The organism is Bacillus sp. LLTC93, from assembly GCF_002993125.1.
Classification (GTDB): Bacteria; Bacillota; Bacilli; order Bacillales; family Bacillaceae; genus Bacillus; species Bacillus zhangzhouensis.
This window is the reverse complement of sequence record NZ_PVME01000008.1, coordinates 10,647-35,676: the sequence shown is the minus strand read 5'-3', so window position 1 is coordinate 35,676 and position 25,030 is coordinate 10,647. Positions and strand designations below refer to the sequence as shown.

Here is a 25,030-nt window from a genome sequence, read left to right as displayed (position 1 = left end):
CATTTAAAAAGGGAAGTAAGCTCTATTTAAAGCAGGACAAATAGAATACGATATAATAGAGTAGGATAACGTGATTTTTGTTACAGGTGAGAACAAGTAGACAGAGTGAGAAAAAAACGATAGGCTAAAATAGGTAAATAGTAATGGGATAATATGTGATCATGTAGATGATTGCTCAAAATAGTGACAGCACGTTTTTGCTGAGAAAAGGGGAGCAGTGAATGTATAAATTAGTCGCAATTGATATGGATGGTACGTTATTAAATGATCAACATATGGTGCCAGATGAGGTTTTCGAAGCCATTCAACAGGCAAAGGCAGAAGGAATTAAAATTGTTTTATGTACAGGCCGACCAATTGGCGGGGTGAACCGCTATTTAGCAGAGCTTCAGCTGGATCAAGAGGGAGATTATGTGATTGCCTACAATGGGGCTCTTGTTCAAAACAGCCATACAAATGAAGTGGTGTCAGAACTGACTTTATCCTATGATGATTTGACTTCTTTATATGAACTGAGCCGTCAGCTCGACACGCCGATGCATTATTTCGATTCAGCTCATTTGTACACACCAAATCGTGATATTAGCGAGTACACAGTGCTTGAATCCTACTTAACAAAATTACCACTTAAATATTTACCTGTTGAAGAGGCAGATCAGTCAATGAGACTTCCAAAGATGATGTATATCGATCAGCCAGAACGCTTAGAAAAGACGATCCAAGCCATCCCGTCTGAAGTGAAGGACAAGTACATGATGGTGAAAAGCACGGATTTCTTCCTTGAAATCCTGCATCCTGATGTGAGCAAAGGAAATGCCGTGAAGCTTTTGGCTAAGGAGCTGGGGATTTCTCGTGAAGAAGTCATGGCCATTGGTGACAATGGAAACGACGTATCAATGCTGGAGTTTGCAGGCTGTGGCGTTGCCATGGGAAATGCTATTGATGATGTTAAAGCAGTAGCGGATGTTGTGACAAAATCCAATAATGAAGCCGGAGTAGCACATGTCCTGCATGAGCTAGTCTTAGGAAAATAAAGAAAAGAGCGGTCTACCAGTGAGGTAGCCGCTTTTTTTATATGTTTGAGAAAAAGTAAACAAGCATACGTCTGCTGCTCAAATTCGTCTTTTGCAGCATCGCCTTCACATGATCATGTACGGTATGGGTTGAAATAAATAACGTACTAGCGATTTCCTTTGTAGACTGGCCCTTTAATAAGCAGTCAAGGACGTTCATCTCTCTTTCTGTCAGCCGATACGTTTTCGCTGCATAAGGAAGTATATCACTCGTTTGGGCTCGTTTGATATGAATCATGACGGCTTCTGCCTGCCCGGCTGCCTGCTCTAATTGAAATGCCTGAAGAGAGAGAAAAAGTCCCGTAGGCATTCTCGTCATGATTGCCGCTGTTTGAGTGCTGCCTCCGTATAAAAGTTTAGCGCTTAATGCTCTGAACGGGCGGGGCATGATGGCACGGTCATGGATTTGCTCAAAGGCTTGGAACGTATGAAGCCAATGAAGCCCTGTCTCATTTCCATAAAGAAGGGTGTGATCATAAGAAAGAATGATGAATCCTTGCTGATTCGCCGAGTCATCAGCTTCAGTGTCTCTTTTTTTGAAAAGCTCATCTCTCAGCTTGGCTGCAAGTGTCGGTGTTTGGTGGATGACCGCTTGTATGTCTTGTTCATGAAAAGGTTCCTTTCCCTTTTGACGATAGAGGCTGGCGATTCCCCAGCATTCCCCTTGAATCACAAGGGCTGCCCGCAATTCATCTGCCCATCCTTTAGGAGACAAGATGTGCTGATAGCGCTCGCTGTTGAGATATTCTCCGCTCTGGACCAGGCTCGCAGCATGCACAGGACCTTTGGCTAGAGATTCATGCTGGTGCACATCCTTTTTTAAAAATTCATTTTGAAACAGCTGGTCATGAATTTCTTCAATCGGTTCATCTGTGAAGGAACCTGTCGAGAGGAGGGTGGCTGGATCAATGGTCGTGATACAGGCGGCATCAAAATCAAGGACGGTGGCAAGCTCGTCCCGAATATATTGTCTTAGCTGCTGAAAATGAGCGACTGGATTGGTCACTTGATCTCCTCCTCAAAAATCCCCACTTTTAGGGATCGTTTTTTCTGATGTCTCTTTTTACAATAAAGATGTCATACCATCAGTGTACAGGAAACCATGTAAAGCGGAAAGGAACTGGAGGAGAAGCACATGAAAGTAAACCAGCATTGGCACGATCACGTTGCTGAATCATACGCAGCAACGATTGCACATAAAGTACCTGGCTATCATCTCTTGCATGAGCTGACAGTCGATGTATTAGAAACCGAATTAAAGGGAGCGGCCTCTCGCATTCTGACTGTCGGAGCGGGTGGGGGAGAAGAGATCATTAACATGCTCCAAAGAAAAGAAGATTGGCAAATCACAGGGGTTGACCCATCTCCATCCATGCTTGATATGGCCAAACGACGGGTTGCACAGCTTCATATGGAGGAACGCGTCACTTGGCATGAGACCGCATTAGACAAGGTGTCGGCTGAAACTGTGTATGATGCAGCGGTGAGCATGCTTGTGATTCATTTTGTAAAAGATCGGCTGCCCTTTTTACAGGAGATTGCCCGCCGGCTTCAACCAGAGGCGCCGCTTGTGGTGGCATTTATTCAAGGAGATATGAAGTCTCACGCATTTGAGAAGGAGCTTCATATGCTTTCCTTATTTATGCAGCGTCAAGGCCTGGAAAAAGAAGTGTTTACTTCCTTTAAAGAAAGGCTGGGAGACACGACGCACCCTGTGTCTGAGAAAGAGATGAGGGGACATTTAATCAAAGCGGGATTTGAAGACATCAGACCTTATTTTCAGGCAGGAATGATCAAAGGACTTGTTTGCAAGCAAGGTCGTAGAGAGGCGGATGAGAGATGAGATCACAGGTGATGGTGATTGGCGGCTATGGACATGTCGGACAGCAAATATGTCTTCAGTTGAGTGAAGTGTACCCTGGGCAAGTTTTTGCGGCAGGCCGGAGCTATGAGAAGGCTGAACAATTTTCACGCAAGACAAAAGGGCGGGTTCGTCCTTATCAAATAGATGTCAAAAAGCCGTTAAATTCGGACTGGATGGATGAAACGAAGCTGGTGATCATGTGTCTTGATCAGGACGACACGTCATTTGCTGAAGCGTGTTTGCGGTCAGGGATCGATTATCTCGATATTTCGGCAAAGGGTGCATATATGGAGCAGGTGGCAAAGCTAGATCAGCAGCACATGGGTGCAACTGCTTTGCTCAGTGTAGGGCTTGCGCCTGGTCTTACGAATTTATTAGCAGCGAAAGCGGCATCTACGCTCGCTTCAGTGGACCAAATGGATATTAGCATTATGCTTGGGATGGGCGATCAGCATGGAAAAGCCGCCATTGAATGGACCCTTGATCATGTTCATACTGACTATGAGCTCACCGAGCATCGTCAGCGGAAAAGAGTCAAAAGTTTTACTGGAGGGAAACAGGTAGACTTTGGTGGAAAACTTGGAAAGCGGTATGCCTATCGATTCCCCTTCTCTGATCAGCAGACATTGCCTTCAACGCTTCACGTACCTTCTGTAACGACAAGGCTTTGTTTCGATTCCCGCGTGGCAACGCGCGCATTGGCTTTCACGAGGAGTCTTGGAATGACGTCATTTCTCACCTTACCGAAGATCAAGGAACGAGCCATCGCATTGATTCAATCCTCTCAAATGGGGACAGATCAATATGCGGTCAAAGTGGAGGCGAAAGGGACGGATGGGAAAAAGATTCATCATTCAACGCTTGGAATTAAAGGACACGATGAGTCTCAGGCAACAGCTCAAGTCGCCTGTGCCACGGCCTTGCATTTATTGAACAGACGATTTCAAGCAGGTGTTTTTCATATTGAAGAATTATTTTCACTAACGTATGCGAACGGTGATTTCGCTTTGGTCGATCAAAAAACGAAGGAAGAGCGGGCGTTAGCGATTAGAGCCAGCCTTTTGACGGCATAAAAGAAGACTAGCGTTATGCTAGTCTTTCAGCGTGTAGACAAACCCTCGCATTCGGTGTCAGTCCTGCGCGCCGGTGCTCACGAATGTCAAATTCGCTCCGCTCCAGTGCTCGTCCTTCCTAGACTTCAAAGGTTTTCAATCACGCTGAAAAGAAGACAAAGGGCTAAAATAAAGATCATTTTAGCCCTTTGTCAACAATCTGGAAGACTAGCGTCATGCTAGTCTTTTTATGATGATGACAACACATCTCCTTTTTTCTTGATGCTTGCTGTAATGAGCTGTGTCAATGTGTCAGATCCTTTTGTTGAAAGATGGACACCATCTGGCTGGAAATAGGCTGGCTGTCCTGTAGCGGCTGAATGCCAATCGACCAAGGTGACATTGCGATGTTGATCGGCCACTCGCTGGATCACTGCATTCACATCATTTTCCCAAGACCTTGGAACTCTCGTGTTCACAAGGAAAATGTGTGCTTTTGAAAAATGTTGAATGAGTGATGTCAAAGTACCCTCAGTAAAATAACCATTTGTGCCAAGCTCAATAATAACGGCGGCATCAACCTGATTAAATGAAGCATATTGAGGGGCGATACTAATGGCTTCGTTCATTTGTCTGCCAACCTTCGCATCAATGGTAATTTGTTCATATACCTTTTCGAGATTGGGAGCAATATCTAACATGACGGAATCACCAATGGCAAGAACTTGGTGAAATTGTTTATGGTCTGCTGCTTTTTTTTCGTGTTTTTCTTTCTTGTTCTTCGCTTTTGATTCAGGAGGGTCTCCTGCTTTTTTTGGTGCCGTCTTAATTTGTGTCACTTCCTTGGCATGTGGAGAAGTATGAGACGAGCTAGACATGCCAATCGTAAACAAAATCAAGAGTGCTGCGGCGATCCCAAGAAACACTTTATTGGACATAGACCATTGTTTGACTCCCTTTTTCCAAATAGACCAAGAGGCAAAATATTGCCTGAATCCAAGCTGCCGAATTGGCTGTTCGATCCAACGATAGGAAGCCTCTGCAATCAGTAGAATCGCCATGAGCTGTAAAGTGACAGGCCCCATGGAAGGCTGTCCAATTTCAATGACCGGTGTGGTCAGCACGATGATAGGATAATGCCACAGGTAAATACCATAAGACCGCTTCCCAAGCCAGACAAGGGGTTTAAAGGACAGCCATTTCCCTACGAGACTTGCAGGGTGGCATACGCATGCAATTAAGATTGCTGCATTAAGACAGAATAAAAGCATTCCGCCCTGGTAGAGAAAGCTGTCAAATTCGTCCACTGCATAAACACATAGGAGGAAAATCGCAAACGAACCAAATCCAGCGATATGTAAAATACGTCTGCCGACAGGAAGTAATTTTTTGCTGGACAGTCTTTGCATCGGCCATACAAATGCAAGACTGCATCCAATCAGGAGCGCAAATGCACGAGTGTCTGTTCCGTAATAAACCCTGCTTGGATCGGTATCCGGTGAATAGAGAATCGCCATCCATAAGGCGGAGACGAGTGCAAGGCCAAAGGTGATCATGGGGAGGTGGGCTCTATTTTTCATCCATTTCAGTCCAGCAATCAACAGCACCGGCCATATAATATAAAATTGCTCTTCTATCGCCAAAGACCACAAATTTTTCAGTGGAGATACGGCATTGAAACTATCAAAATAAGACAGTTGATGGAAAATGTACCACCAGTTACTTACATAAAAAAAGGACGATATGGCATCGCCACGAATGGACAATAATGCGTTTGAACCCGCAATCGCGCACCAGCTGACGGTTAAAAAAATCATCACGTAAGCCGCTGGAAGAAGTCTTCTGATCCGTCCCATCCAAAATGGTAAAAGCTCTTGATACCCCAAATCTTGCTTATGTAACAAGATCGTCGTAATCAAGTAACCAGAAATCACAAAAAACAAATCAACGCCAAGAAACCCGCCGCTTGCGGGTCCGATATGTAAGTGATAAGCAATGACCGCCAATACGGCAACGGCTCGCAGCCCATCTAATCCTAATATATAACGTAAACGGTTTTCCTTGCTGTTCATGAAAATGAATCCCCCATCAATGTCGAACGCTTCTTATTTATTGTTACTTCAAAAGAACAACGATTCTTTTATTTTATATAAGATTAGACGAATCAGCATCACATTTTGTTGGCGAATTTCTGTCTTTTTTAAAATTTTTTTATATGAAGAAAGAATGAATGGATTGGGAATACTCAAAACCAAAATCCCTGTCATAATAAAAGAAGAAGGAAAGGGGATGTGTTGAATGAGAACGATTGAAAATGATCAGCTATTGGTTCAGATCACTGAGAGGGGTGCCGAGGTCAGGGAGGTGCTTCATAAGGAAAGCGGGCGTCACTATATGTGGTCTGGTGATCCCGCTTATTGGGGCAGGGTGTCGCCCGTCTTATTTCCGATTGTTGGACGATTAAAGGATGATCAATACAAGATAGGTGCTCAAATCTATGAGCTCACGCAGCATGGATTTCTGCGTGATGTTGATTTTGATTTATCTGAAGAAGCGAAAGATAAGGTGGCTTTTCAATATCAATCAAATGGTCGCCACGTTGAGCAATATCCTTATGAATTTACAGCCCGCATTCGTTATGCACTATCGGAAAATGGGCTGACGATTTCCTGGGAAATTGATTATGACGGAGAGGACACAATGTATTTCTCCATTGGTGGACATCCAGCATTCAAGGTCCCGCTAGTCGAAGGAGAGCAGACAAAGGATTATACGCTGACACTTAAAGCTTCTGATGAACATCAGCCTGTCCAATATGAACTGCGGAATTCACTTGTAAGGGAGAAGGAAAAAGACGTTCAGCTTGAGCCGATTCAGCTTCGACCAGAGCTTTTTCAGCATGATGCGATGATCTTTAGTCATATCAATCGAGTGTCGTTGTTTTCCCAGTCAGGCCACGGGATTGAGATCGACCTCACGGGTTTTCCGTTCGTTGGCATTTGGTCTCCTTATAATCAAGAAAAGGGAACGATGGCTCCTTTTGTTTGTATTGAGCCTTGGTATGGCATCGCAGATATGGAAGGGGCAAGTGGGCAGTACAAAGAGAAATTCGGCATTCAAACTTTAGAGAAGAATGAGACCTTCCGTGCCGACTATACTATTTTCTTCAAATGAACATTTGTGCATGATCAGGTGAACAATTTGTTATGATAGAAGAAAAAAAGGAGGCGTACAAATGGATCGGGAGAAACAGCAACTAAGTATTGAAGCGGCAAGGCTGTATTACTTATCTGATTACAGCCAGCAGGAAATCGCCAAACAGCTTGACCTGTCTAGGCCGACTGTGTCTCGGCTACTTCAATATGCGAAGGAAAAAGGGTACGTCCAAATTACGGTGATGGACCCGTTTGAGGATTTAAATGAGCTGTCTTCATTGCTCAAGGAAAAATATGACTTGCTCGAAGCTCATGTGGTGTTTTCACCAAAGGACGACTATCCAACCATCACTGATTACCTGAGCCAATTTGGTGCAGATTACTTGCAAGACACGGTAAAAGACGGTGATATTGTTGGTGTGAGCTGGGGAACCACGATGTATCAAATTGCACAAAAGATGCAACCTAAACAGGTAAAAGGTGTAGAGGTTGTCCAGCTGAAGGGTGGGATCAGTCATTCACATGTGAATACATATTCTGCGGAAACCATCCAGTTGTTTGCGGAGGCCTTTCAAACCGCACCACGCTATTTGCCGCTTCCTGTTGTGTTTGATAGTGCAGCCGTTAAAGAGATGGTCGAACAGGACAGACATATTCAGCGGATCATTGAAATGGGCAAACAGGCGAACATCGCTGTGTTTACTGTGGGGACGGTAAGAGATGAGGCACTTTTGTTTAGGCTTGGTTATTTCCGTGAAGAAGAAAAGGCGCTGCTTAAGGAATCCAGTGTCGGAGATATCTGTTCGCGTTTTTATGATCAAGAAGGACGCATTTGCAGTGAAGCGATTAACAATCGCACAATCGGCGTGGAGCTTTATGATTTAAGAACAAAAGAACGATCTATTCTTGTCGCTGGCGGACATCGCAAGGTTGCTTCAATCCACGGGGCACTTAGAGGGAAATATGCGAACGTATTGATCATTGATCAGCACACAGCAAGAGTTCTTTTACATGTCACAAAATAGATGAACAAAATTTCATAAGGGTGTTTACAATTGTTCATCCGTCATATATGATGAAAGTATCATAATTAAAAGGAAGTGTGAAGCATGACGATAGCAAAGCTCATTGATCATACAGCACTAAAACCAGATACATCGAAAGCTGCAATCATGCAGTTACTTGAAGAAGCAAAGACTCATCAATTTGCATCCGTTTGTGTCAATCCAACTTGGGTGTCACTTGCAGCGAAAGAATTAGCAGGAACAGGCGTTGATGTATGTACTGTCATCGGTTTCCCGTTAGGCGCAAATACAACGGCGGTCAAGGCATTCGAAACAAAGGATGCGATTGAAAACGGAGCAACAGAAGTGGATACGGTCATCAATATTGCGGCACTGAAAGACGGCGAATATGATGTGGTTGAACAAGATATCCGTGCAGTGGTAGACGCGGCGAAAGGTAAGGCACTTGTGAAAGTCATCATTGAAGCGTGTTTACTCACAGACGAAGAGAAAGTGAAAGCTTGTGAGCTTTCTGTGAAAGCTGGCGCTGATTTTGTGAAAACATCAACTGGATTTAGTACAGGCGGTGCAACCGCTGAGGACATCGCATTGATGCGTAAAACAGTAGGACCTGACATCGGTGTGAAAGCATCAGGCGGCGTCAGAACTAAAGAAGATGTTGAGGCATTGCTAGCTGCAGGCGCTACCCGTATTGGTGCAAGTGCAGGCGTTTCCATTATTAAAGGGGATCAATCAGCTCCTTCGAAAGACTATTAATTCATACGATCCTATGGTAGGATAACATTCATGACGATTAAATGATGAAAAAGTCATATGCGGAAGGACCTCATTTTTGGGAATTCCTTCCGCGTTTTGTTTGCGCAATAGGGTTTGTTCTATACAATCGCATTAATGTAAACGAATTCATTCGAGGAGGAAAAACATGAAATACGTGATTGGTATCATCGGTTTGCTGGTGATTCTCGCCATTGCATGGCTGGCTAGTAACGGGAAAAAACGAGTGAAGTTCCGTCCAGTCATTGTCATGATTGTACTGCAATTTATTTTAGGTTATATTCTGCTTAATACAGGTGTTGGAAACTTCCTGGTTGGGGGTTTTGCAAAGGGATTCCAAATGCTTCTAGGCTATGCCGGTGAAGGAATCAACTTCGTATTTGGCGGGTTAATGAATGATAATGCGTCAACTTTCTTCATCAACGTCTTGCTGCCGATTGTCTTTATTTCTGCCTTGATCGGTATCTTGCAGCATTGGCGTATTCTCCCGCTTATCGTACGCGGAATCGGGTATTTGCTTAGTAAAGTAAATGGAATGGGGAAACTAGAATCCTACAACGCAGTAGCGTCTGCGATTTTAGGTCAATCAGAAGTCTTTATTTCCATTAAGAAACAGCTCGGATTATTACCTCAGCAGCGTCTTTATACATTGTGTGCATCTGCGATGTCAACTGTATCGATGTCCATTGTCGGTGCATACATGCAAATGATTAAACCAGAGTATGTTGTCACAGCACTCGTGCTGAACCTATTTGGTGGATTTATAATTGCGTCTATCATCAATCCTTATGAAGTGGCTAAGGACGAAGACATGATTGAAATTGTAGAAGAAGAAAAGCAATCCTTCTTTGAAATGCTTGGCGAATATATTATGGATGGTTTCAAAGTAGCAATTGTTGTCGCTGCGATGCTGATTGGATTCGTTGCGCTAATTGCGATGATTAATGGAATCTTCACAGCGGTCATCGGCGTTTCTTTCCAAGATGTACTTGGATATGTTTTTGCTCCATTTGCGTTCCTAGTCGGTGTACCTTGGAGCGAAGCGGTACAAGCAGGAAGTATTATGGCAACCAAAATGGTGTCCAACGAATTTGTGGCGATGCTAGCACTATCTGGAGACGGCCTACATTTCACTGCTCGTACAGAAGCCATCATCTCTGTATTCCTTGTGTCATTTGCGAACTTCTCCTCTATCGGTATCATTGCTGGAGCAGTTAAAGGCTTAAACGAAAAACAAGGAAACGTTGTCGCACGCTTTGGATTAAAGCTGTTATTCGGTGCAACACTCGTCAGCTTCTTAACAGCAGGCGTTGTCGGTTTGATTTACTAATTTTAAAAAAGGAATGGTGAGAACAATGAGAATGGTAGATATCATTGCGAAAAAACGCGACGGAAAAGAATTATCTTCAGAGGAAATTTCTTTCTTTGTCAAAGGATATACGGACGGAGCAATTCCTGACTACCAAGCAAGTGCCTTGGCTATGGCAATTTTCTTCCAAGATATGACGGATCAAGAACGTGCAGACTTAACCCTCGCTATGGCGAACTCAGGGGATACGATTGACCTGTCTGCCATTGACGGCATTAAAGTCGATAAGCACTCAACAGGCGGCGTAGGCGATACAACAACTCTTGTACTCGCTCCGCTTGTTGCAGCACTTGATGTACCTGTTGCGAAAATGTCAGGGCGCGGCCTTGGGCATACAGGTGGAACAGTGGACAAGCTTGAAGCTGTGAAAGGCTTCCACGTAGAAATTACAAAAGACGAGTTCATTGAGCTGGTGAACCGTCATAAAGTAGCGGTCATTGGGCAATCTGGCAACCTCACGCCGGCTGATAAAAAACTTTATGCCCTTCGTGATGTGACAGGAACCGTTAACTCGATTCCACTCATTGCAAGCTCAATTATGAGTAAGAAAATCGCTGCTGGTGCAGATGCAATCGTACTAGACGTGAAAACAGGTGCAGGTGCTTTCATGAAAACACCTGAAGACTCTGAGAAGCTTGCAAAAGCAATGGTTCGCATCGGGAACAACGTTGGAAGACAAACAATGGCTGTCATCTCTGACATGTCTCAGCCGCTAGGATTAGCGATTGGAAATGCTTTAGAAGTGAAAGAAGCCATCGACACACTTCGAGGCGAAGGTCCTGAAGACTTAAACGAGCTTGTGCTCACACTAGGAAGTCAAATGGTCGTTCTTGCGAAAAAAGCAAACACACTTGATGAAGCAAGAGAAAAGCTGATTGAAGTGATGAAAAACGGCAAAGCACTAGAGAAATTCAAGGAATTCTTAGAAAACCAAGGTGGAGACAGCTCAATTGTGGATCAGCCTGAAAAACTTCCACAAGCACCTTACCAAATCGAAGTACCTGCCAAAGAATCCGGTGTGGTCGCTGAAATCGTCGCAGACGAAATCGGTGTTGCAGCGATGATCCTAGGTGCAGGACGTGCAACAAAAGAGGACGATATCGACCTATCTGTCGGCATCATGTTGAACAAAAAAGTGGGCGATCGTGTAGAAAAGGGTGATTCACTCGTGACACTGCATGCGAATCGTGAAGATGTTTCGAATGTCATGGAGAAAATTTATGACAACATCCGCATTGCAGATCATGCCGATGCACCAACTTTAATTCACACTGTAATTACAGAATAAAGATAAAGGACAAAAGTGATTGATCGCTTTTGTCTTTTTTTATGTAAAATTTAGGGGGTGAATCCCCGATATATGGTAAGTTAGAAAGGTGGGAGGGGATAATCCATGAGAATGCTCAAACTGATTCTCTTCATTTTTGCTGTATTGATGATCATTGGAATCATTAGTTACTATGCAGGGCCAACATCGACAACATGAACATAAGGCGGGCGTGTGCAGCTCGTCTTTTTCTATTGAGATAAAAAATTTCACTTTATGAAACAAACCTCTTGCAATCATCAAACAACGGGTGTATATTAGTTGATGAGTCAATGATTGATATATCAACTAATTGATCTGAATAGAAATGAGGGGATGGCATTGACTGCATTTTGCTCTGAAGAAGCAGAGATATTATATCGTTTGCAGTGCGTGAACCGTATGATGGGTGTGAAGTTCGAAGCATGCACGGGCATCAGCCAATCAAGACTGGAGTTGCTATCACTGTTATTTCAAGCCGATGAAATCAGCCAATCAGATTTACAGAAAAAAGTAAATATTGATAGTGCGGCTGTGACGCGTCACTTAAAACAGCTAGAAGCAAAAGGAATGGTCACGCGCAGAAGAAAGCCGGAAGATAATCGAGTCACGCTTGTCCGTCTGACAGAGGAAGGCAGAACAAGAATCGAAGCTTCTAAAAAAGAAAAAGAACGATTTATCTCAGAAATGCTTGAAAACGTAAGTGATGAAGAACGAAAGCTTCTCACTGATGTGCTCATCCGTATACAACAAAACATCGAAAAGATTCAAACAACCTAAAGGAGTGTTACACATGGCTACAACATTAAAAACAAACGATTTTATGGAAATTATGAAAGGGCGCCGCTCTATTCGTAACTATGATCCAGCTGTGAAAATTAGCAAAGAAGAAATGACAGAGATTTTAGAAGAGGCAACAACTGCACCATCATCAGTGAATGCACAGCCTTGGCGCTTCATGGTCATTGACAGCCCAGAAGGAAAAGAAAAGCTGGCACCACTAGCAAAATTCAACCAAACACAAGTGTCAACATCAGCAGCTGTTATTGCTGTATTTGCAGATATGAAAAACAATGAATACTTAGAAGAAATTTATTCAAAAGCGGTAGAGAATGGCTACATGCCACAAGAAGTGAAAGAAAGACAAGTTGCTGCATTAACTGCACATTTTGACGCTCTTCCAGAGCAAGTGAATCGTGAAACGATCTTAATTGACGGTGGAATTGTGTCTATGCAGCTCATGCTTGCTGCACGTGCGCACGGTTATGACACAAACCCAATTGGCGGATATGACAAAGACGTCATCGCTGAAACGTTTGGCTGGGATAAAGAACGTTATGTACCAGTGATGCTTCTATCCATTGGGAAAGCGGTTGACGAAGGCTATGCATCTTACCGCTTACCGATCGATCGTATTGCAGAGTGGAAATAATATCTTTTAAAAAGGAGACGATCACATGATTATTATTCATGCAGGGATGACCATTCATCCAGAAAAAGAAAACGTATTTTTAGAAGAAATCAACGGATTAATGAAAGCTTCACAGGCTGAAGAAGGCAACGTATCCTACAAACTGTTCAAGGATACGGAAAAAGAAAATACCTTTTTAATGGTGGAAGTGTGGAAAGATGAAGCAGCGGTTCAGAGCCATAATGCAAGTGCACATTTCCAAGCTTTCGTAGCGAAGGCAAAAGAATTTTTAGCCGCTCCACTTGATGTAGTTGCATTTCATGGTGAGCAGCTTTCATAGAATAACAATAAACACCCTAGGCGTTCAGGACTGGACCCTATAAAGTGAGACAAATAAAAAACACCTTTAAGTTGAAAATTAGGTATAGAGTACCTGAAATCAATTTGAAGGTGTTTTTCTATGGGTTCAAGAGTTAGTTATTCAATTGAAGTGAAGATGAAATCAATTTAGGAGGTGAAATAATCAAGGCAAAATATTTCATCTAATCATTCAGAGTGCTCCCATCTAAAATGAGAACACACTGAATGGTCAATCATATTAATGATATCACGGCCACTGTTGTTCGCCTTTCATGACTTTAGCACTCAATTCTAAGTCTCCAGTGTTCGTAAAGTTCGGATACTCTTTCTTCATTTCAGCAATCAATTGAGCGGAATTGTCTGCCTTCTTAGCTGCTGCTTCAAATTTTGCAATATAATCACGGGTAAACACAACTGCTGATGTATCTTCAGCACTCTTACCTAGATAATGACCTGGAATCACACGTTCTGGCTTCAGATCAAGAATATGATTTAGAATTTCACGCCATTGATCACGACTTTTTTGAGATTGATTGTCTGCTGTCCAAACATATTCATTCTCATAAACAGGTACTCCACCTAGAACTGTCTTTTTTGATGGAACCCATAGAAAAGTGTGAGATGGATCTGGTCCGTCAAGTCCAATGATGTTGATGTTTTTTCCATCAACTGTCAGTTTATCTCCCTTTAAAACATCTGGAATAATCTGTGCTGTTGGTGCATTTTTCTTCAATATTGGATTCCAGTAATCATTTTTGGCCTGAATCGTTTTTTTAATCCCCTTCACAGTTTCAGGCGTTGCCACAATTTTCACATCAGGGAATGCTTCACGAATAGCAGAGAGACCAAAGTAATAATCTGGGTCTTTATGACTGACATAAACAGTTGTCAGTTTCTTTCCTGTATCGCGAATCATTTTTACTAACTTCTCTGCATTATCCTTTTCAAATTGGGCATCGACAAGAATGACTTCTTTCGGTCCTTCAATCAAGCTAGAAGTGACAGCAAAAACTCCTTTATCACCAGGGTTGAACGGTGTGATTTTAAGATTTACAGCTTGTTTGTCCGCTGTGTTTTTGTTATCGGTTGCTGTATTTTTTGTATCTTCATTGCTAGCACATGCGCTTAGCAATAACACGAAACAAAGACCTAAAGTAAATCCTATGACTGATTTTAATTTAAACATTAGATGATTCTCCTTTTTCATTTTTTACGAAGACCCTATATGTTATTAATGACTAAAAACACAGGTCTTATGTATGAGTGTAGCCAATACATAAATAAATATTTCTTTAGCGAATTCATTGGATATTGTTCAATCATTAACCTCCCCGAAACAAAGTGAATAGTTGAATCATGCTGGATAGCCTAAAAAAAGATGTAACGAACCCGGTTACACATAGATGAGATGTAACCATTATAGTTACACCTTTTGGTTGATGTCAATAGAAATAAATATGAGAGTTTCAACACAATTCACCCTAATATGCCTTTTTAACGATCCGTTTTACATGCAGAAAATCAATTGAAACGGGATTCTTCTACGACAAAGCCATTAAAATGAGTGACTGATATTACGTATTTGTTATTTGGTCAAAAAATGCTTTATCTACCCACCATAAAAGGTTTAGTCACTTAAACGATTGTTGATAAACAAGACGTTTCTCCTGTTCTAGATACTTTGAATCAGCTATACAGGCAATTGTCAGGAGGCTGCATCCTTCATAGTGTTCAAGGAGCAATCTCACTTCATATGCTGATCAAAACGATATTAAGGAAAAAGGCATGATCATAAGCATGTCCCATAAGGGTATGCCCGCTGATAATGCCTCGATTGAAACCTTCGACTCCAGTTTGAAATTAGAAAGTCACCGAAAGAGTTTTGGCAACGGGCTGTTTCATTAAGGTGTTTTGATCCCTGTATCAAAAACGGGTGTCAGACCCCCGTTCATCGCCCTGGATTCTTTTATTTTCGACACCTGGTTTCGGCCATTTCATTCCCGTATTGTGCATTTTCCACAAAATTTCTGAAAATAAAATGTTTTTCGACTTAAGTATATTGGAATATGCTAGAATTAGATATTATTTATTACCAAATTAGGGAGGAACCAATATGAAAAAAGGGAAATGGACGAGCATAGCACTAACAGCTGTCCTCGGTTTAGGCACATTGACAGCTTTCAGCACCCCTCTATCTGCCCACAACACAGAAAAGTCAACGTCCTCAGACGGCGGTCATTATTCAGGTATTCCATTCGATGCAAGTGTTGTGAATGAAGACCGTCTCATCAAAGCCTTGAAAAAACAAGGAAAGATCAAAAAGAATGCCAATGAAGCAGAAACCCAAAAAGCATTAAAGAACTATTTAAAGAAAAAAGAAGAAGCTGCCATGAAACAAAGTGCCAGCACCTTAACAGAAGAGCCTGAATTCCTAAAAGAATACAAACAAGAAGTACATAACAAACTAGCCAAAAAGAAAAAGTTGAAGCAGCATAAAGGAAAAGAAGGCAATCAAGTAAAGCCAGTCACAAAGGAAAAGTATAAAGGCGACGTTCGCAATGATAAAGTGTTGGTTTTATTAGTAGATTTTAAAGATTATAAGCATAATAGTATTAAAAAAGAAGAGACTGATATGTACTATGACAAGTACGATCAACAGCACTATCAAGATATGCTTTTCGGAAAAAATGGCTACATCGGTCCAGATGGTAAACGCAAAGTATCCATGAAACAATATTATGAAAAGCAGTCCGGCGGTAGTTACACAATCAGTGGAACAGTTGCAGGATGGTATACAGCTAAGCATGAAGCAGCTTATTACGGTGGAAACGTACCAGACGAATCAGGCAGTGACGGTAAACCGCGTGAATTGGTGAAAGAAGCCCTTGAAGCAGCCGCAAAAGATCCGAATATTGACCTCGGTGAATATGATCAATGGGACCGCTATGATATTGATGGAGACGGCGTTTATAACGAGCCAGACGGCATCATTGACCATCTCATGGTCGTTCACGCTGGCGTAGGTGAAGAAGCAGGCGGCGGACAGCTAGGCTCTGACGCCATTTGGTCGCACCGCTGGTCACTTGGTGATGTATTTGAAATTCCGAATACTGAATCTGAAGCGGGTCAAGACGGAAAATTAGGCGCATTAGATTACACCATTGAGCCTGAAGATGGCGCAGCAGGCGTTTTCACACATGAATTCGGGCATGATCTTGGTCTTCCTGATGAGTACGATACACAATACACAGGTAAAGGAGAGCCCGTTTCTTACTGGTCTATCATGTCAAGTGGGAGCTGGGCAGGTAAAGTACCTGGTACGGAACCAACAGGCTTTAGTCCATATGCAAAAGAAATGCTTCAAAACCTGCATGGTGGCAACTGGCTTTCAGGACAAACCATTGATGGTAAAGCATTAAAGAAAAGCAAAACAGTATTAATTGATGAAGCAGCAACAAAAGGAACCAACCATGATGCTGTTCGAGTCGATTTACCAGATAAAGAGATTGTGGTCACAAAGCCTGCTCAAGGAAAATACGCGTACTTCAGTGGGACGGGTGACAATTTGAATGCAACCATGACGACAACAGGTATTGATTTGTCAAAAGGAAGCAAAGCAGAGCTTACATTTAAAACATGGTACGATATCGAAGAAGATTATGATTATGCGTATGTAGAAGTTCGTGAGACTGGGACCGATCAATGGAAAACCATTGCTGGTAACATCACGAATGATCGAAATGAAGCAGGTGCTAACGAAGGCAATGGCATCGACGGAAAATCAGACGGCTGGGTAGATGCAACCTTTGATCTTTCTGATTATGCAGGGAAGAAAATCGATCTGCAATTCCGATACACAACCGATGCAGGCTATTCGCTACCAGGCTTGTTCGTAGATGATCTAAACGTAACAGCAGATGGAACGAAGGTATGGTCTGATGATGCTGAGGGAACGTCCACTTTTACCTTCAATGGATTCTCTCAATCTAACGGAAAACAATATGCAGCGCAATACTATTTACTAGAGTGGCGCTCTTATGCTGATGTCGATAAAGGCTTAAAGCATATCAAACGTGGGGCAAGTCTGATGAGCTATAATAACGGTTTGGTCGTGTGGTATGTCGATCAATCTTATAGTGATAACTGGGTAGGGAAGCACCCAGGAAACGGCTTCCTTGGTGTCGTAGATGCGGATCAGCAAGTATTAAAATGGAGTGACGGCTCTGTTGCGGCCACAGGATTCCAAGTACATGATGCAGCATTTTCTTTGAATCCAAGTACGAAGCTGAATATTGATTATACAGCGACAACAGGCTTAACCTTGGAAGATCGCTATATTCGTCCGACTCGTACATTTAGTGATCAAAAGAATTATGTGAATCCAAATAACCCAGACGCAGGACGCGATGTGCCGACATATGGTCTATCCTTTAAAGTCGTTGGACAAAGTAAGGATCGTTCTGTTGGAAAGGTATTAATTTCTAAAAGTAACTAAACAGAAAGCCGGATTCTACCATTGAATCCGGCTTTTTGATGTGTTGAGACAAGGATTTTTATCATATGATCGTTTTTTGATCGAATGTCTGTTCTTTTTTATTTTGATATCCGAATGAAACCATTATATAATAGAGACTGGAAGGTTTTTCTTTCATTCACGGTTCTTTTTAGCTGTTAAAAAACAGGAAAGGATGAGCGTTACCAATGAGTTGTGTCACTGACAAGCAATTAAAGGTGATTCGAGGGACGATGCAGACTTTTTGCAGCCATTTGGAGTATGATGGCCACGGTAAGCTTCATATCAATACCATCATGGCTTTTATTAAAAAGGAATTCGGTGTAAGGAAAATGAGAGACATTCCACAAAGTCGGTTTACTGAAGCGCTAGAATTAATACAAGACTTTGATTTATACACGGACAAAATAGAGATTCGTGATCGTCTATCAGAAAGGAATTAACTAAATTGAATATTTTAGCAATGATTTTAGTAGGAATTGTCGCGTTAGAACACATTGTCATCATGTTATTAGAAATGTTTTTTATGGAATCAAAGATGGCTAAAAGATCTTTCCGACTGCCTGAACACTTACAAAAAGATCCAAATGTGAAAGTGATGTTTGCCAATCAAGGGCTTTATAACGGGTTTCTAGCTGCAGGTCTCGTTTGGGGGCTCATTCTCGGATCAAATACCGTTGGTTATATGATTCAGCTATTTTTCATTCTTTGTGTGATCATCGCAGCAGTATTTGGCGGTGTGACATCCAATAAATCCATTATCATCAAACAAGGAATACCAGCCTTGCTCGCATTAATTGCGCTTATGCTGGCTATGTAATCTTAAATAAAGCTGCCCCGATAAAAGGGCAGCTTTTATCTTTTTCGAAGACCCATCAAACGAATAATGGATGTCAAACAAAGAGCAACGGCAACAGCCAAAATGATTTTTCCGTACATGACCCCTGTTAGGTTCATCAAGAAGACCGCCAATATGATACAGAGCGTGATGATGATCATCACAATCGAATAGGTTTTCATCTCTTTTCCACTCCTTTAAAAAGTCCCCTCCAGCACGAGAGGTCTGTCAATCTTTCCTCATATTATATCACTCAATGACAATTTTACATGAAATTCCCTACCGATAGAATGTGACATAATGATTAGATTTGAAGTGATGCCATATTTTTTAGAAAATCGGGTATACCATAAAGAGTTGCATTGAAGTCTAATTGCTTGATATTTAATTGTGCAAAATATAAAATGACCACATGAAGAATCGAAAGGATGATCAAATTGAGTAAGAAAGTTTTATTAGTATCGACAAGTAGCCCGGAAATGAACGGACACCCAACAGGCCTATGGCTAGAAGAATTGGCGGAGCCTTTTCACATCTTTAAAGAAAATGAACTAGATGTACAAATTGTCTCCATTCAAGGTGGAACTGTACCAATAGATAAAAATTCAATTCCTGAAGGTGTTCCAGCGCAATATCAGGATGTGTATGAATTACTTCAAGATACAAAGGCGCTAACAGATGTGAATCCAGCTGACTATGATGGGATCTTCTTTGCGGGAGGACATGGCCCAATGATCGACTTTGCATCCAATCAACTGGTAGCCGATGCGATCTTAGCAATTTCAGAAAAAAATGGTGCTGTCGGAGCTGTTTGCCACGGCGTTTCAGCATTTGTTGATGTGAATGATCGAGATGGAAAATCATTTATCGAAGGCAAAAAAATAACAGGGTTCACGAACGAGGAAGAGGATGCCGTTCAGCTGACATCAAAGGTTCCATTTTTATTGGAAACAAAGCTTCGTGAGCAAGGAGCAGTGTTTGAAAAAGGAGATGCCTTTGCGCCATTTGCTGTTGTAGATGGACAAATCATTACTGGACAAAACCCAGGATCAAGTGCAGAAACAGCACGCTTATTTGTCAAAACCATTGCATAAATCGTCAAAAATCCAGTCGTGACTCATACGGCTGGTTTTTTTGTTATAAAAATTTCCTGAAAAAGACCAAAACAAGTATTGGAAAAATGGTAAAATGATCACAGGGTAAAAAACCCAAATTAGGGAAAAGGGGATGTTCCTGTGAGAGCATTTTACGTAAAAATCACCGTAGCTTTGCTGTCTGTTTTACTAGTGACAGCAGGTTTATTTTCACCAGCATTAAAAGCAGAAGACGCACCAAAGTCAGATGGAAAAGTGTCGCCATTGTCGGAAAAAGCCATCCAGCAAGTGCAAGAGTCATTTTTGAAGCAGGATAAAGGAACCGCTATTCAACAGAAGCAAGTGAAAAAATCATTTAAAGTAGATAAGAAAAATGGAATCAGTATCAAACGAAAAGCAGCTAAAGATGGAAAGCTACGAACGTCTGCTGTCCGTTCCATCGATGGACTAGCAATCAATCAATCGGCTGTCTTATCAGAGGAGGATCCAGTTGATTTATGGTTTTTAAGCACGTCTTCACCTCAGGCACTCATCAGCCGGATTACCTCTCAAAATGCTGATTATTTCGTTCAATTATTTGTTGTTGATTTTGAAGCAGGACAAGCTTATCCAACGGATCTTATTCAACCGGCAGGCAGTCTGCTTGGGGTAAGCAATTTACCAGCGGGTGATTATGCGTTTGGAATCACAAGCGGTGGAGACTTCGGAGACTCATATACATTACAGGTGAATGCAAAAAACCCACCCAATTTCACAGGTGCTGAATCCTTGTCATCAACCTTGCAATACTTTGTCGCTGCGTATGCCAATGGGGATGTTTTCGCAAATGGTACAAAAGTGTATAACAAACAATCGAAGACCGCCGATTATAAATGGGAGCGTGTGTTTTATTTCTCATATGATGGAAAATATGAACAGAGAACCCATTCTGTTGAAAGTGTGAAAGTGAAAAGTATTTCGGCACCAGTATCGTACTCTGCTCCTTATGCGAGTTCATCTGAGGCCATTCTCGTCTACTTAGATGTGGAGACATTGTTTATGTACCATCAATCATCGTATGCAAGCGGACAATACTACCATAGTAGCTTTGTTGATACGCTTGGGAAGACAACACCAAGACGCTTAGACCTTGATGATTTGACAAATTACGGCGATCATATTTTAGCCGTTGATTTAAAAACAGGACAGCCGATTGATTTCTTCAGTGTTCTTAATTTCTACTATGCTGCAGGAATCGAGAAGCTGCCAACGATTAATACATTGAATTAAGAAAGGCGGTTGACATCAAATCGCCACATGTGTACAGTAAAGATAATTAAATGACAAAAGTCCACTAGGGGAGTCATGTATGACTGAGACAAGAGGAAATCTTGGACCCTTTGAACCTGATCTAGTTCGTACTAGCGGAGGGAAGTGGAGCTGGACCTTGTCTTATTCATGATTGAATCGATAAGAAGGCCGCTCCATTTGGGGTGGCTTTTTCATTTATTCAACTGAAGAAGAGGAGGCTTTTTTTATGACATTTTCAACGCAATTAAGGAAAGAAGCAGAACCATTATTTGAAGCCATTTATCAGCATCCGTTTGTCAGAGGGCTGGCAGCAGGAAAGCTTGAAAAGGAACAGATCATCCATTACGTCAAACAAGATGCAGAATACTTAAATGCATTCATTAAAATTTATGCGGCAGCGATTAGTAGATGTACAGATAGAGAGGATATTGCCTTTTTCCATCAGCAGATCGCGTTTGTACTAGATAGTGAGACACATCCTCATCAAAACCTTTGCCGAGTGGCAGGTGTAGCATATGATGAGCTACAAGGTGCTACATTGGCTCCGAGTGCTCACCACTATATTCATCACATGCTGCAAGTCGCACAGGAAGGCACGCTTGGAGAAATTATTGCTGTTTTGCTACCTTGCCCTTGGACATATTGGGAAATAGGCAAACGAATGCTTTCAGATGTGCAGCCTGACCCGGCGCATCCATTTTATGAGTGGATCACATTTTATGGCGGGTTAACTGACTCAGTTACAGTTGAGCTTTGCAAAAGGCTTGATCAGTGGGCGGAAGGAGCAAGTGAGAAAGAAAAAGAAAAAATGAAACAGCACTTCTTCTTAAGCTGTCAGCTTGAGTACAAATTCTGGGAAATGGCGTTCACTTTGGAAGAGTGGCCAGTCAAGCTGGAGGTGCATTCATCATGACGTGGAAGATGAAAGAAGTCGTCCTTGCTGTGATCCTATCTGTAGCGTGCGGTGTGATCTATTTAGGGTGGTCCACTCTTTATTTACCGATTACAGCACTTGTTGGTCCAGCAGGAGGCAATATCATGTTTGGGATTTGGGTGATTGCCAGTCCAATCGTCGCTTATATCATCCAAAAGCCCGGAGCTGCCCTCATTGCAGAAACAGCCGCAGCCGCCGTGGAATTACTGACAGGCAGCCACTTCGGTCTTTCAGCTCTGCTGATTGGTGTATGCCAAGGACTTGGGGCAGAAATCGCCTTCGCTCTTTTTGGTTATAAACGATATCGCATGTGGACACTTATGCTGTCTGGTGCCTTTGCAGCTGTAGGAGCGATGGCATATAGCCTGGTTGCCAATGGATTTGGTTATTATACGCCTCAAGTTTTACTCATGACACTTGTGACTCAAATCATCAGCGGTATGATACTTGGGGGATGCTTAGCGAAAGTTGTAGTGGATGCATTATCCAAGACCGGTGTACTGAATCAATATGCCATCATGAAAGAAAAACGAAACAAAGGTGAACAGCATGGATTCATTTCTCGCGTGCAGTAACCTCACTGTCCGTTTTTATGAACAGCCTAAGCCTGTTCTGCATCAAGTATCTCTTTCTATTCAAAAGGGAGAAAAGGTGCTTATTTTAGGACCAAGCGGAAGCGGAAAATCCACGCTCATTTCGGTGCTTTCTGGTATCATTCCAGAACATATGGAAGCTGACGTGCAGGGAGAAGTGATGTTACAAAGACATACAGGTGTTATGTTTCAAGACCCTGATTCCCAGTTTTGTATGCACCGGGTCAATGAAGAAATTGCATTTAGCTTAGAGAACCGTTCTGTCCCTCGTGAAGAGATGGATGACATCATTCAGCATCTCATGCAAAAAGTACAACTGGATGTCGATCCGAATACAGATATTCACACATTATCAGGCGGCATGAAGCAGCGATTGGCGCTTGCTTGCTTACTAGCGTTAGAGCCGGATGTTCTGTTCTTTGATGAACCGACTGCACAGCTTGATCCAGCAGGCAGAATGGAGATATTTCAGCTGCTTCAGCAGCTTGCAGCTGATCAACATCAAACCATGATTTTTGTGGAGCATGTGCTAGACGGTGTCATCGAATGGATGGATCGGGTTATTTTATTAGATGATCAAGGCAGCATCTTAGCAGATGGATCTCCGAAAGAGGTGATGACAGCATATGAGGGAGAAATGAAAGAGGCAGGAATTTGGCGCCCAAAAATATTTCCCGAGAAATGGTCCACTATCATTCAAGATCCATTTCACCCACTGAGTCAAACACTTATGCAAACCTTTGAAGCAAGAAAAGAGCGGCGTGAGAAGGTGTCATCAATCGATCGAGAGACAATCATTCGCACAGATGATCTTCAATTAAGCTACGGAAAAAAAAGGATTATGAATGACCTGCAGTTGGATATAAAAACAGGAGATTGGGTGGCGATCATCGGGGAAAATGGAAGCGGAAAAAGTACATGTCTTAAACATTTGATCCGATTAGAGCCAATCAAAAAAGGCCATATTTTCTTAAAAGAAAAACATCTCAAAAAGTGGTCTGACCGATTACTATATGAAAAAGCAGGCTTTGTTTTTCAAAATCCAGAGCTACAATTTATACAAGACACGGTGTTTGATGAAATCGCATTTGGCGGAAGACAGCGAAATTGGCCAGAATCAGTGGTACAAGAAAAAACGTATCAGCTATTGGAAGAGTTCGGCTTAGAGAAGCATGCGGAAGCGCATCCTTTCACCTTAAGTTTAGGGCAAAAAAGAAGATTAAGTGTCGCCACAATGCTTCTTTTTGATCAGGATGTATTACTGTTAGATGAACCGACTTTTGGACAGGACGAAAAAACGGCGAAGGAATTAATCAGACGTTTGAAAGAGCGGCAACGCCAAGGCACTACCATTATGATGGTCACACATGATATGGAGCTCGTCGATAAATGCGCAGATCAGGTGCTGCTTTTTCACCAAGGGGAGCATGTGTATGATGGCACGCCTTATGATTTATTTTCAAATCAGAAACTCGTTGATTCCTATCAGCTGAGAGTGCCTTTGCATTATCGCTATGTGGCTGAAAGAAAGGACGTGCTGACGATTGCAAAGTAATCACTCCTTTCTATCCACTGTGAATCCAGTCATGAAATTACTCGCTCATCTTCTTGCAATGTGTTGTCTTATGGCGATTCCCGATCCCAAAACAACCTTCATCATCTGGCTGTTTGCTCTTGGTATCGGGCTTGTCCTAGGCGGTTGGAATATCAAGTATCTTATCACAAGATTGGTCCCTTATCTGATCTTTTTTATTCTCGTGTTTTGGATGATGGCGGCCTTCGGCAAGGGGGATCATACTGTTTGGAAGTGGGCGTGGTTTCATGTCACAGAGGAGAGTTTAAGAAATGGCCTCACCATATCTTTCAGAATGCTTGGCTTTGTGACCTTTGGTCTTCTTTTTACCTCTACAACAGATTTGACAGCCTTTATGATGAGCTTAATACATCAATGCCGAATGTCACCTAAATGGGCGTATGGGATGCTTGCCGGCTTCCGATTTATCCCGTTGTTTCAGAGTGAATTAAAGCAAATGAAGGCTGCGCATAAAATCAGGGGCTACAAGCAAAAAAACAGCTGGAAAGCCTTTATACGTTATGCACTTCCCCTTTTCACGCAGGGCGTACGAAAATCTGAACGCCTAGCGATTGCGATGGAAGCAAGAGGCTTCACAGGGACGAGGGAGCGAACGTATTATCATGTCATCAGCACATCTTGGATTGACTACATGTACCTTTTTTTCATAGGTATCAGTGTCTTCGTGTGCATTTTCTTTTTTTAAAAACACCCACATTCTCTTGATAGAATGTGGGTGTTTTATATGTCTTAGGTCATTTGATTGATATTAGTACACATTGCAGGCTGTAATAGATCATATAAAG

At 42.2% G+C, this 25,030-nt stretch carries 24 protein-coding genes and 1 riboswitch; of the genes, 20 read left to right on the top strand and 4 right to left on the bottom strand.

From position 1 onward, the window contains the following. The first annotated feature begins 221 nt into the window (after positions 1-221). Positions 222-1,034, top strand: coding sequence for a sugar-phosphatase (gene yidA, locus C6W18_RS17460; protein WP_105928392.1), 813 nt, complete (start codon positions 222-224; stop codon positions 1,032-1,034). A gap of 37 nt (positions 1,035-1,071) precedes the next feature. Here the strand turns inward: yidA and C6W18_RS17455 are convergent, their stop codons facing one another. Then, complete coding sequence (locus C6W18_RS17455) at positions 1,072-2,079, bottom strand: helix-turn-helix transcriptional regulator (protein ID WP_105928391.1); 1,008 nt, start codon at positions 2,077-2,079, stop codon at positions 1,072-1,074. Between the two features lie 129 nt (positions 2,080-2,208). Between C6W18_RS17455 and C6W18_RS17450 the strand changes: the two genes are divergently transcribed. Beyond that, positions 2,209-2,916, top strand: coding sequence for a class I SAM-dependent methyltransferase (locus C6W18_RS17450; RefSeq protein WP_105928390.1), 708 nt, complete (start codon positions 2,209-2,211; stop codon positions 2,914-2,916). Beyond that, positions 2,913-4,010, top strand: a complete 1,098-nt coding sequence (locus tag C6W18_RS17445; protein WP_105928389.1) for a saccharopine dehydrogenase family protein — start codon at positions 2,913-2,915, stop codon at positions 4,008-4,010. Before C6W18_RS17450 ends, C6W18_RS17445 begins: the two co-directional genes overlap by 4 nt. Positions 4,011-4,237: 227 nt before the next feature. Here C6W18_RS17445 and C6W18_RS17435 read toward each other — a convergent pair whose 3' ends face one another. Further along, positions 4,238-6,061 carry an acyltransferase family protein gene (locus C6W18_RS17435; protein ID WP_105928387.1) on the bottom strand — a complete coding sequence of 608 codons (1,824 nt, stop codon included), beginning with the start codon at positions 6,059-6,061 and terminating at the stop codon, positions 4,238-4,240. A 226-nt stretch (positions 6,062-6,287) separates the two neighbouring features. Between C6W18_RS17435 and C6W18_RS17430 the strand changes: the two genes are divergently transcribed. From C6W18_RS17430 to C6W18_RS17395, 8 genes are all read left to right on the top strand, one after another. Next, positions 6,288-7,163: an aldose 1-epimerase family protein gene (locus C6W18_RS17430; protein WP_105928386.1), complete on the top strand. Its 876-nt coding sequence runs from the start codon at positions 6,288-6,290 to the stop codon at positions 7,161-7,163. A 61-nt stretch (positions 7,164-7,224) separates the two neighbouring features. After that, a complete protein-coding gene (gene deoR / locus C6W18_RS17425) occupies positions 7,225-8,169 on the top strand; it encodes a DNA-binding transcriptional repressor DeoR (RefSeq protein WP_105928385.1) in 945 nt (314 codons plus the stop codon). Positions 8,170-8,253: 84 nt separating this feature from the next. Beyond that, a complete protein-coding gene (deoC, locus tag C6W18_RS17420; RefSeq protein WP_105928384.1) occupies positions 8,254-8,925 on the top strand; it encodes a deoxyribose-phosphate aldolase in 672 nt (223 codons plus the stop codon). 166 nt (positions 8,926-9,091) lie between these two features. Further along, complete coding sequence (locus tag C6W18_RS17415) at positions 9,092-10,273, top strand: NupC/NupG family nucleoside CNT transporter (RefSeq protein WP_034324762.1); 1,182 nt, start codon at positions 9,092-9,094, stop codon at positions 10,271-10,273. A 25-nt stretch (positions 10,274-10,298) separates the two neighbouring features. Beyond that, positions 10,299-11,600 (top strand): pyrimidine-nucleoside phosphorylase, encoded by a 1,302-nt coding sequence (locus C6W18_RS17410; RefSeq protein ID WP_105928383.1) that lies wholly within the window; start codon positions 10,299-10,301, stop codon positions 11,598-11,600. A gap of 354 nt (positions 11,601-11,954) precedes the next feature. Next, positions 11,955-12,398, top strand: coding sequence for a MarR family winged helix-turn-helix transcriptional regulator (locus tag C6W18_RS17405; protein ID WP_078061755.1), 444 nt, complete (start codon positions 11,955-11,957; stop codon positions 12,396-12,398). A gap of 13 nt (positions 12,399-12,411) precedes the next feature. After that, positions 12,412-13,050 (top strand): nitroreductase family protein, encoded by a 639-nt coding sequence (locus C6W18_RS17400; protein ID WP_105928382.1) that lies wholly within the window; start codon positions 12,412-12,414, stop codon positions 13,048-13,050. A gap of 25 nt (positions 13,051-13,075) precedes the next feature. Further along, a complete protein-coding gene (locus C6W18_RS17395; protein ID WP_105928381.1) occupies positions 13,076-13,369 on the top strand; it encodes a putative quinol monooxygenase in 294 nt (97 codons plus the stop codon). Between the two features lie 267 nt (positions 13,370-13,636). Here C6W18_RS17395 and C6W18_RS17390 read toward each other — a convergent pair whose 3' ends face one another. Continuing rightward, complete coding sequence (locus tag C6W18_RS17390; RefSeq protein WP_105928380.1) at positions 13,637-14,575, bottom strand: MBL fold metallo-hydrolase; 939 nt, start codon at positions 14,573-14,575, stop codon at positions 13,637-13,639. 927 nt (positions 14,576-15,502) lie between these two features. Here C6W18_RS17390 and C6W18_RS17385 point away from each other — a divergent pair. From C6W18_RS17385 to C6W18_RS17375, 3 genes are all read left to right on the top strand, one after another. After that, entirely contained in the window at positions 15,503-17,884 is a 2,382-nt protein-coding gene (locus tag C6W18_RS17385; protein ID WP_105928379.1) for an immune inhibitor A domain-containing protein, read from the top strand. 206 nt (positions 17,885-18,090) lie between these two features. Then, entirely contained in the window at positions 18,091-18,345 is a 255-nt protein-coding gene (locus C6W18_RS17380; RefSeq protein ID WP_105928378.1) for an ORF6C domain-containing protein, read from the top strand. A 5-nt stretch (positions 18,346-18,350) separates the two neighbouring features. Further along, positions 18,351-18,722 (top strand): DUF1304 domain-containing protein, encoded by a 372-nt coding sequence (locus C6W18_RS17375; RefSeq protein WP_034324778.1) that lies wholly within the window; start codon positions 18,351-18,353, stop codon positions 18,720-18,722. Between the two features lie 35 nt (positions 18,723-18,757). On the opposite strand, the gene C6W18_RS20125 is transcribed toward C6W18_RS17375, so the two are convergent. Beyond that, complete coding sequence (locus tag C6W18_RS20125) at positions 18,758-18,922, bottom strand: hypothetical protein (protein ID WP_003214630.1); 165 nt, start codon at positions 18,920-18,922, stop codon at positions 18,758-18,760. 255 nt (positions 18,923-19,177) lie between these two features. Here C6W18_RS20125 and C6W18_RS17370 point away from each other — a divergent pair, with 255 nt between their 5' ends. From C6W18_RS17370 to C6W18_RS17345, 6 genes are all read left to right on the top strand, one after another. After that, positions 19,178-19,834 carry a type 1 glutamine amidotransferase domain-containing protein gene (locus C6W18_RS17370; protein WP_105928377.1) on the top strand — a complete coding sequence of 219 codons (657 nt, stop codon included), beginning with the start codon at positions 19,178-19,180 and terminating at the stop codon, positions 19,832-19,834. A gap of 141 nt (positions 19,835-19,975) precedes the next feature. Beyond that, positions 19,976-21,103 (top strand): hypothetical protein, encoded by a 1,128-nt coding sequence (locus C6W18_RS17365; RefSeq protein WP_105928376.1) that lies wholly within the window; start codon positions 19,976-19,978, stop codon positions 21,101-21,103. Between the two features lie 56 nt (positions 21,104-21,159). Then, positions 21,160-21,263, top strand: a riboswitch (TPP riboswitch). Positions 21,264-21,350: 87 nt separating this feature from the next. Next, positions 21,351-22,037, top strand: a complete 687-nt coding sequence (gene tenA / locus C6W18_RS17360; RefSeq protein ID WP_105928375.1) for a thiaminase II — start codon at positions 21,351-21,353, stop codon at positions 22,035-22,037. After that, on the top strand, positions 22,034-22,633 hold the full coding sequence (locus C6W18_RS17355; protein WP_034324788.1) for an ECF transporter S component: 600 nt from the start codon (positions 22,034-22,036) through the stop codon (positions 22,631-22,633). The genes tenA and C6W18_RS17355 overlap by 4 nt, the downstream gene beginning before the upstream one ends. Beyond that, positions 22,608-24,206: an ABC transporter ATP-binding protein gene (locus C6W18_RS17350; RefSeq protein ID WP_105928374.1), complete on the top strand. Its 1,599-nt coding sequence runs from the start codon at positions 22,608-22,610 to the stop codon at positions 24,204-24,206. Before C6W18_RS17355 ends, C6W18_RS17350 begins: the two co-directional genes overlap by 26 nt. Next, complete coding sequence (locus C6W18_RS17345) at positions 24,196-24,930, top strand: energy-coupling factor transporter transmembrane component T family protein (RefSeq protein ID WP_105928373.1); 735 nt, start codon at positions 24,196-24,198, stop codon at positions 24,928-24,930. Before C6W18_RS17350 ends, C6W18_RS17345 begins: the two co-directional genes overlap by 11 nt. Positions 24,931-25,030 lie beyond the last annotated feature (100 nt).

Excerpts from the sequence above, each read along its gene's own strand:
- C6W18_RS17355 (WP_034324788.1), top strand. The coding sequence starts at position 22,034 with ATGACGTGGAAGATGAAAGAAGTCGTCCTTGCTGTGATCCTATCTGTA.
- C6W18_RS17445 (WP_105928389.1), top strand. The coding sequence starts at position 2,913 with ATGAGATCACAGGTGATGGTGATTGGCGGCTATGGACATGTCGGACAG.
- C6W18_RS17435 (WP_105928387.1), bottom strand. The coding sequence starts at position 6,061 with ATGAACAGCAAGGAAAACCGTTTACGTTATATATTAGGATTAGATGGG.
- C6W18_RS17430 (WP_105928386.1), top strand. The coding sequence starts at position 6,288 with ATGAGAACGATTGAAAATGATCAGCTATTGGTTCAGATCACTGAGAGG.
- C6W18_RS17410 (WP_105928383.1), top strand. The coding sequence starts at position 10,299 with ATGAGAATGGTAGATATCATTGCGAAAAAACGCGACGGAAAAGAATTA.
- C6W18_RS17380 (WP_105928378.1), top strand. The coding sequence starts at position 18,091 with ATGAGTTGTGTCACTGACAAGCAATTAAAGGTGATTCGAGGGACGATG.
- yidA (WP_105928392.1), top strand. The coding sequence starts at position 222 with ATGTATAAATTAGTCGCAATTGATATGGATGGTACGTTATTAAATGAT.
- C6W18_RS17385 (WP_105928379.1), top strand. The coding sequence starts at position 15,503 with ATGAAAAAAGGGAAATGGACGAGCATAGCACTAACAGCTGTCCTCGGT.
- C6W18_RS17350 (WP_105928374.1), top strand. The coding sequence starts at position 22,608 with ATGGATTCATTTCTCGCGTGCAGTAACCTCACTGTCCGTTTTTATGAA.
- C6W18_RS17415 (WP_034324762.1), top strand. The coding sequence starts at position 9,092 with ATGAAATACGTGATTGGTATCATCGGTTTGCTGGTGATTCTCGCCATT.
- C6W18_RS17450 (WP_105928390.1), top strand. The coding sequence starts at position 2,209 with ATGAAAGTAAACCAGCATTGGCACGATCACGTTGCTGAATCATACGCA.
- deoC (WP_105928384.1), top strand. The coding sequence starts at position 8,254 with ATGACGATAGCAAAGCTCATTGATCATACAGCACTAAAACCAGATACA.
- C6W18_RS17405 (WP_078061755.1), top strand. The coding sequence starts at position 11,955 with ATGGCATTGACTGCATTTTGCTCTGAAGAAGCAGAGATATTATATCGT.
- C6W18_RS17400 (WP_105928382.1), top strand. The coding sequence starts at position 12,412 with ATGGCTACAACATTAAAAACAAACGATTTTATGGAAATTATGAAAGGG.
- deoR (WP_105928385.1), top strand. The coding sequence starts at position 7,225 with ATGGATCGGGAGAAACAGCAACTAAGTATTGAAGCGGCAAGGCTGTAT.
- tenA (WP_105928375.1), top strand. The coding sequence starts at position 21,351 with ATGACATTTTCAACGCAATTAAGGAAAGAAGCAGAACCATTATTTGAA.
- C6W18_RS17390 (WP_105928380.1), bottom strand. The coding sequence starts at position 14,575 with ATGTTTAAATTAAAATCAGTCATAGGATTTACTTTAGGTCTTTGTTTC.
- C6W18_RS17395 (WP_105928381.1), top strand. The coding sequence starts at position 13,076 with ATGATTATTATTCATGCAGGGATGACCATTCATCCAGAAAAAGAAAAC.
- C6W18_RS20125 (WP_003214630.1), bottom strand. The coding sequence starts at position 18,922 with ATGAAAACCTATTCGATTGTGATGATCATCATCACGCTCTGTATCATA.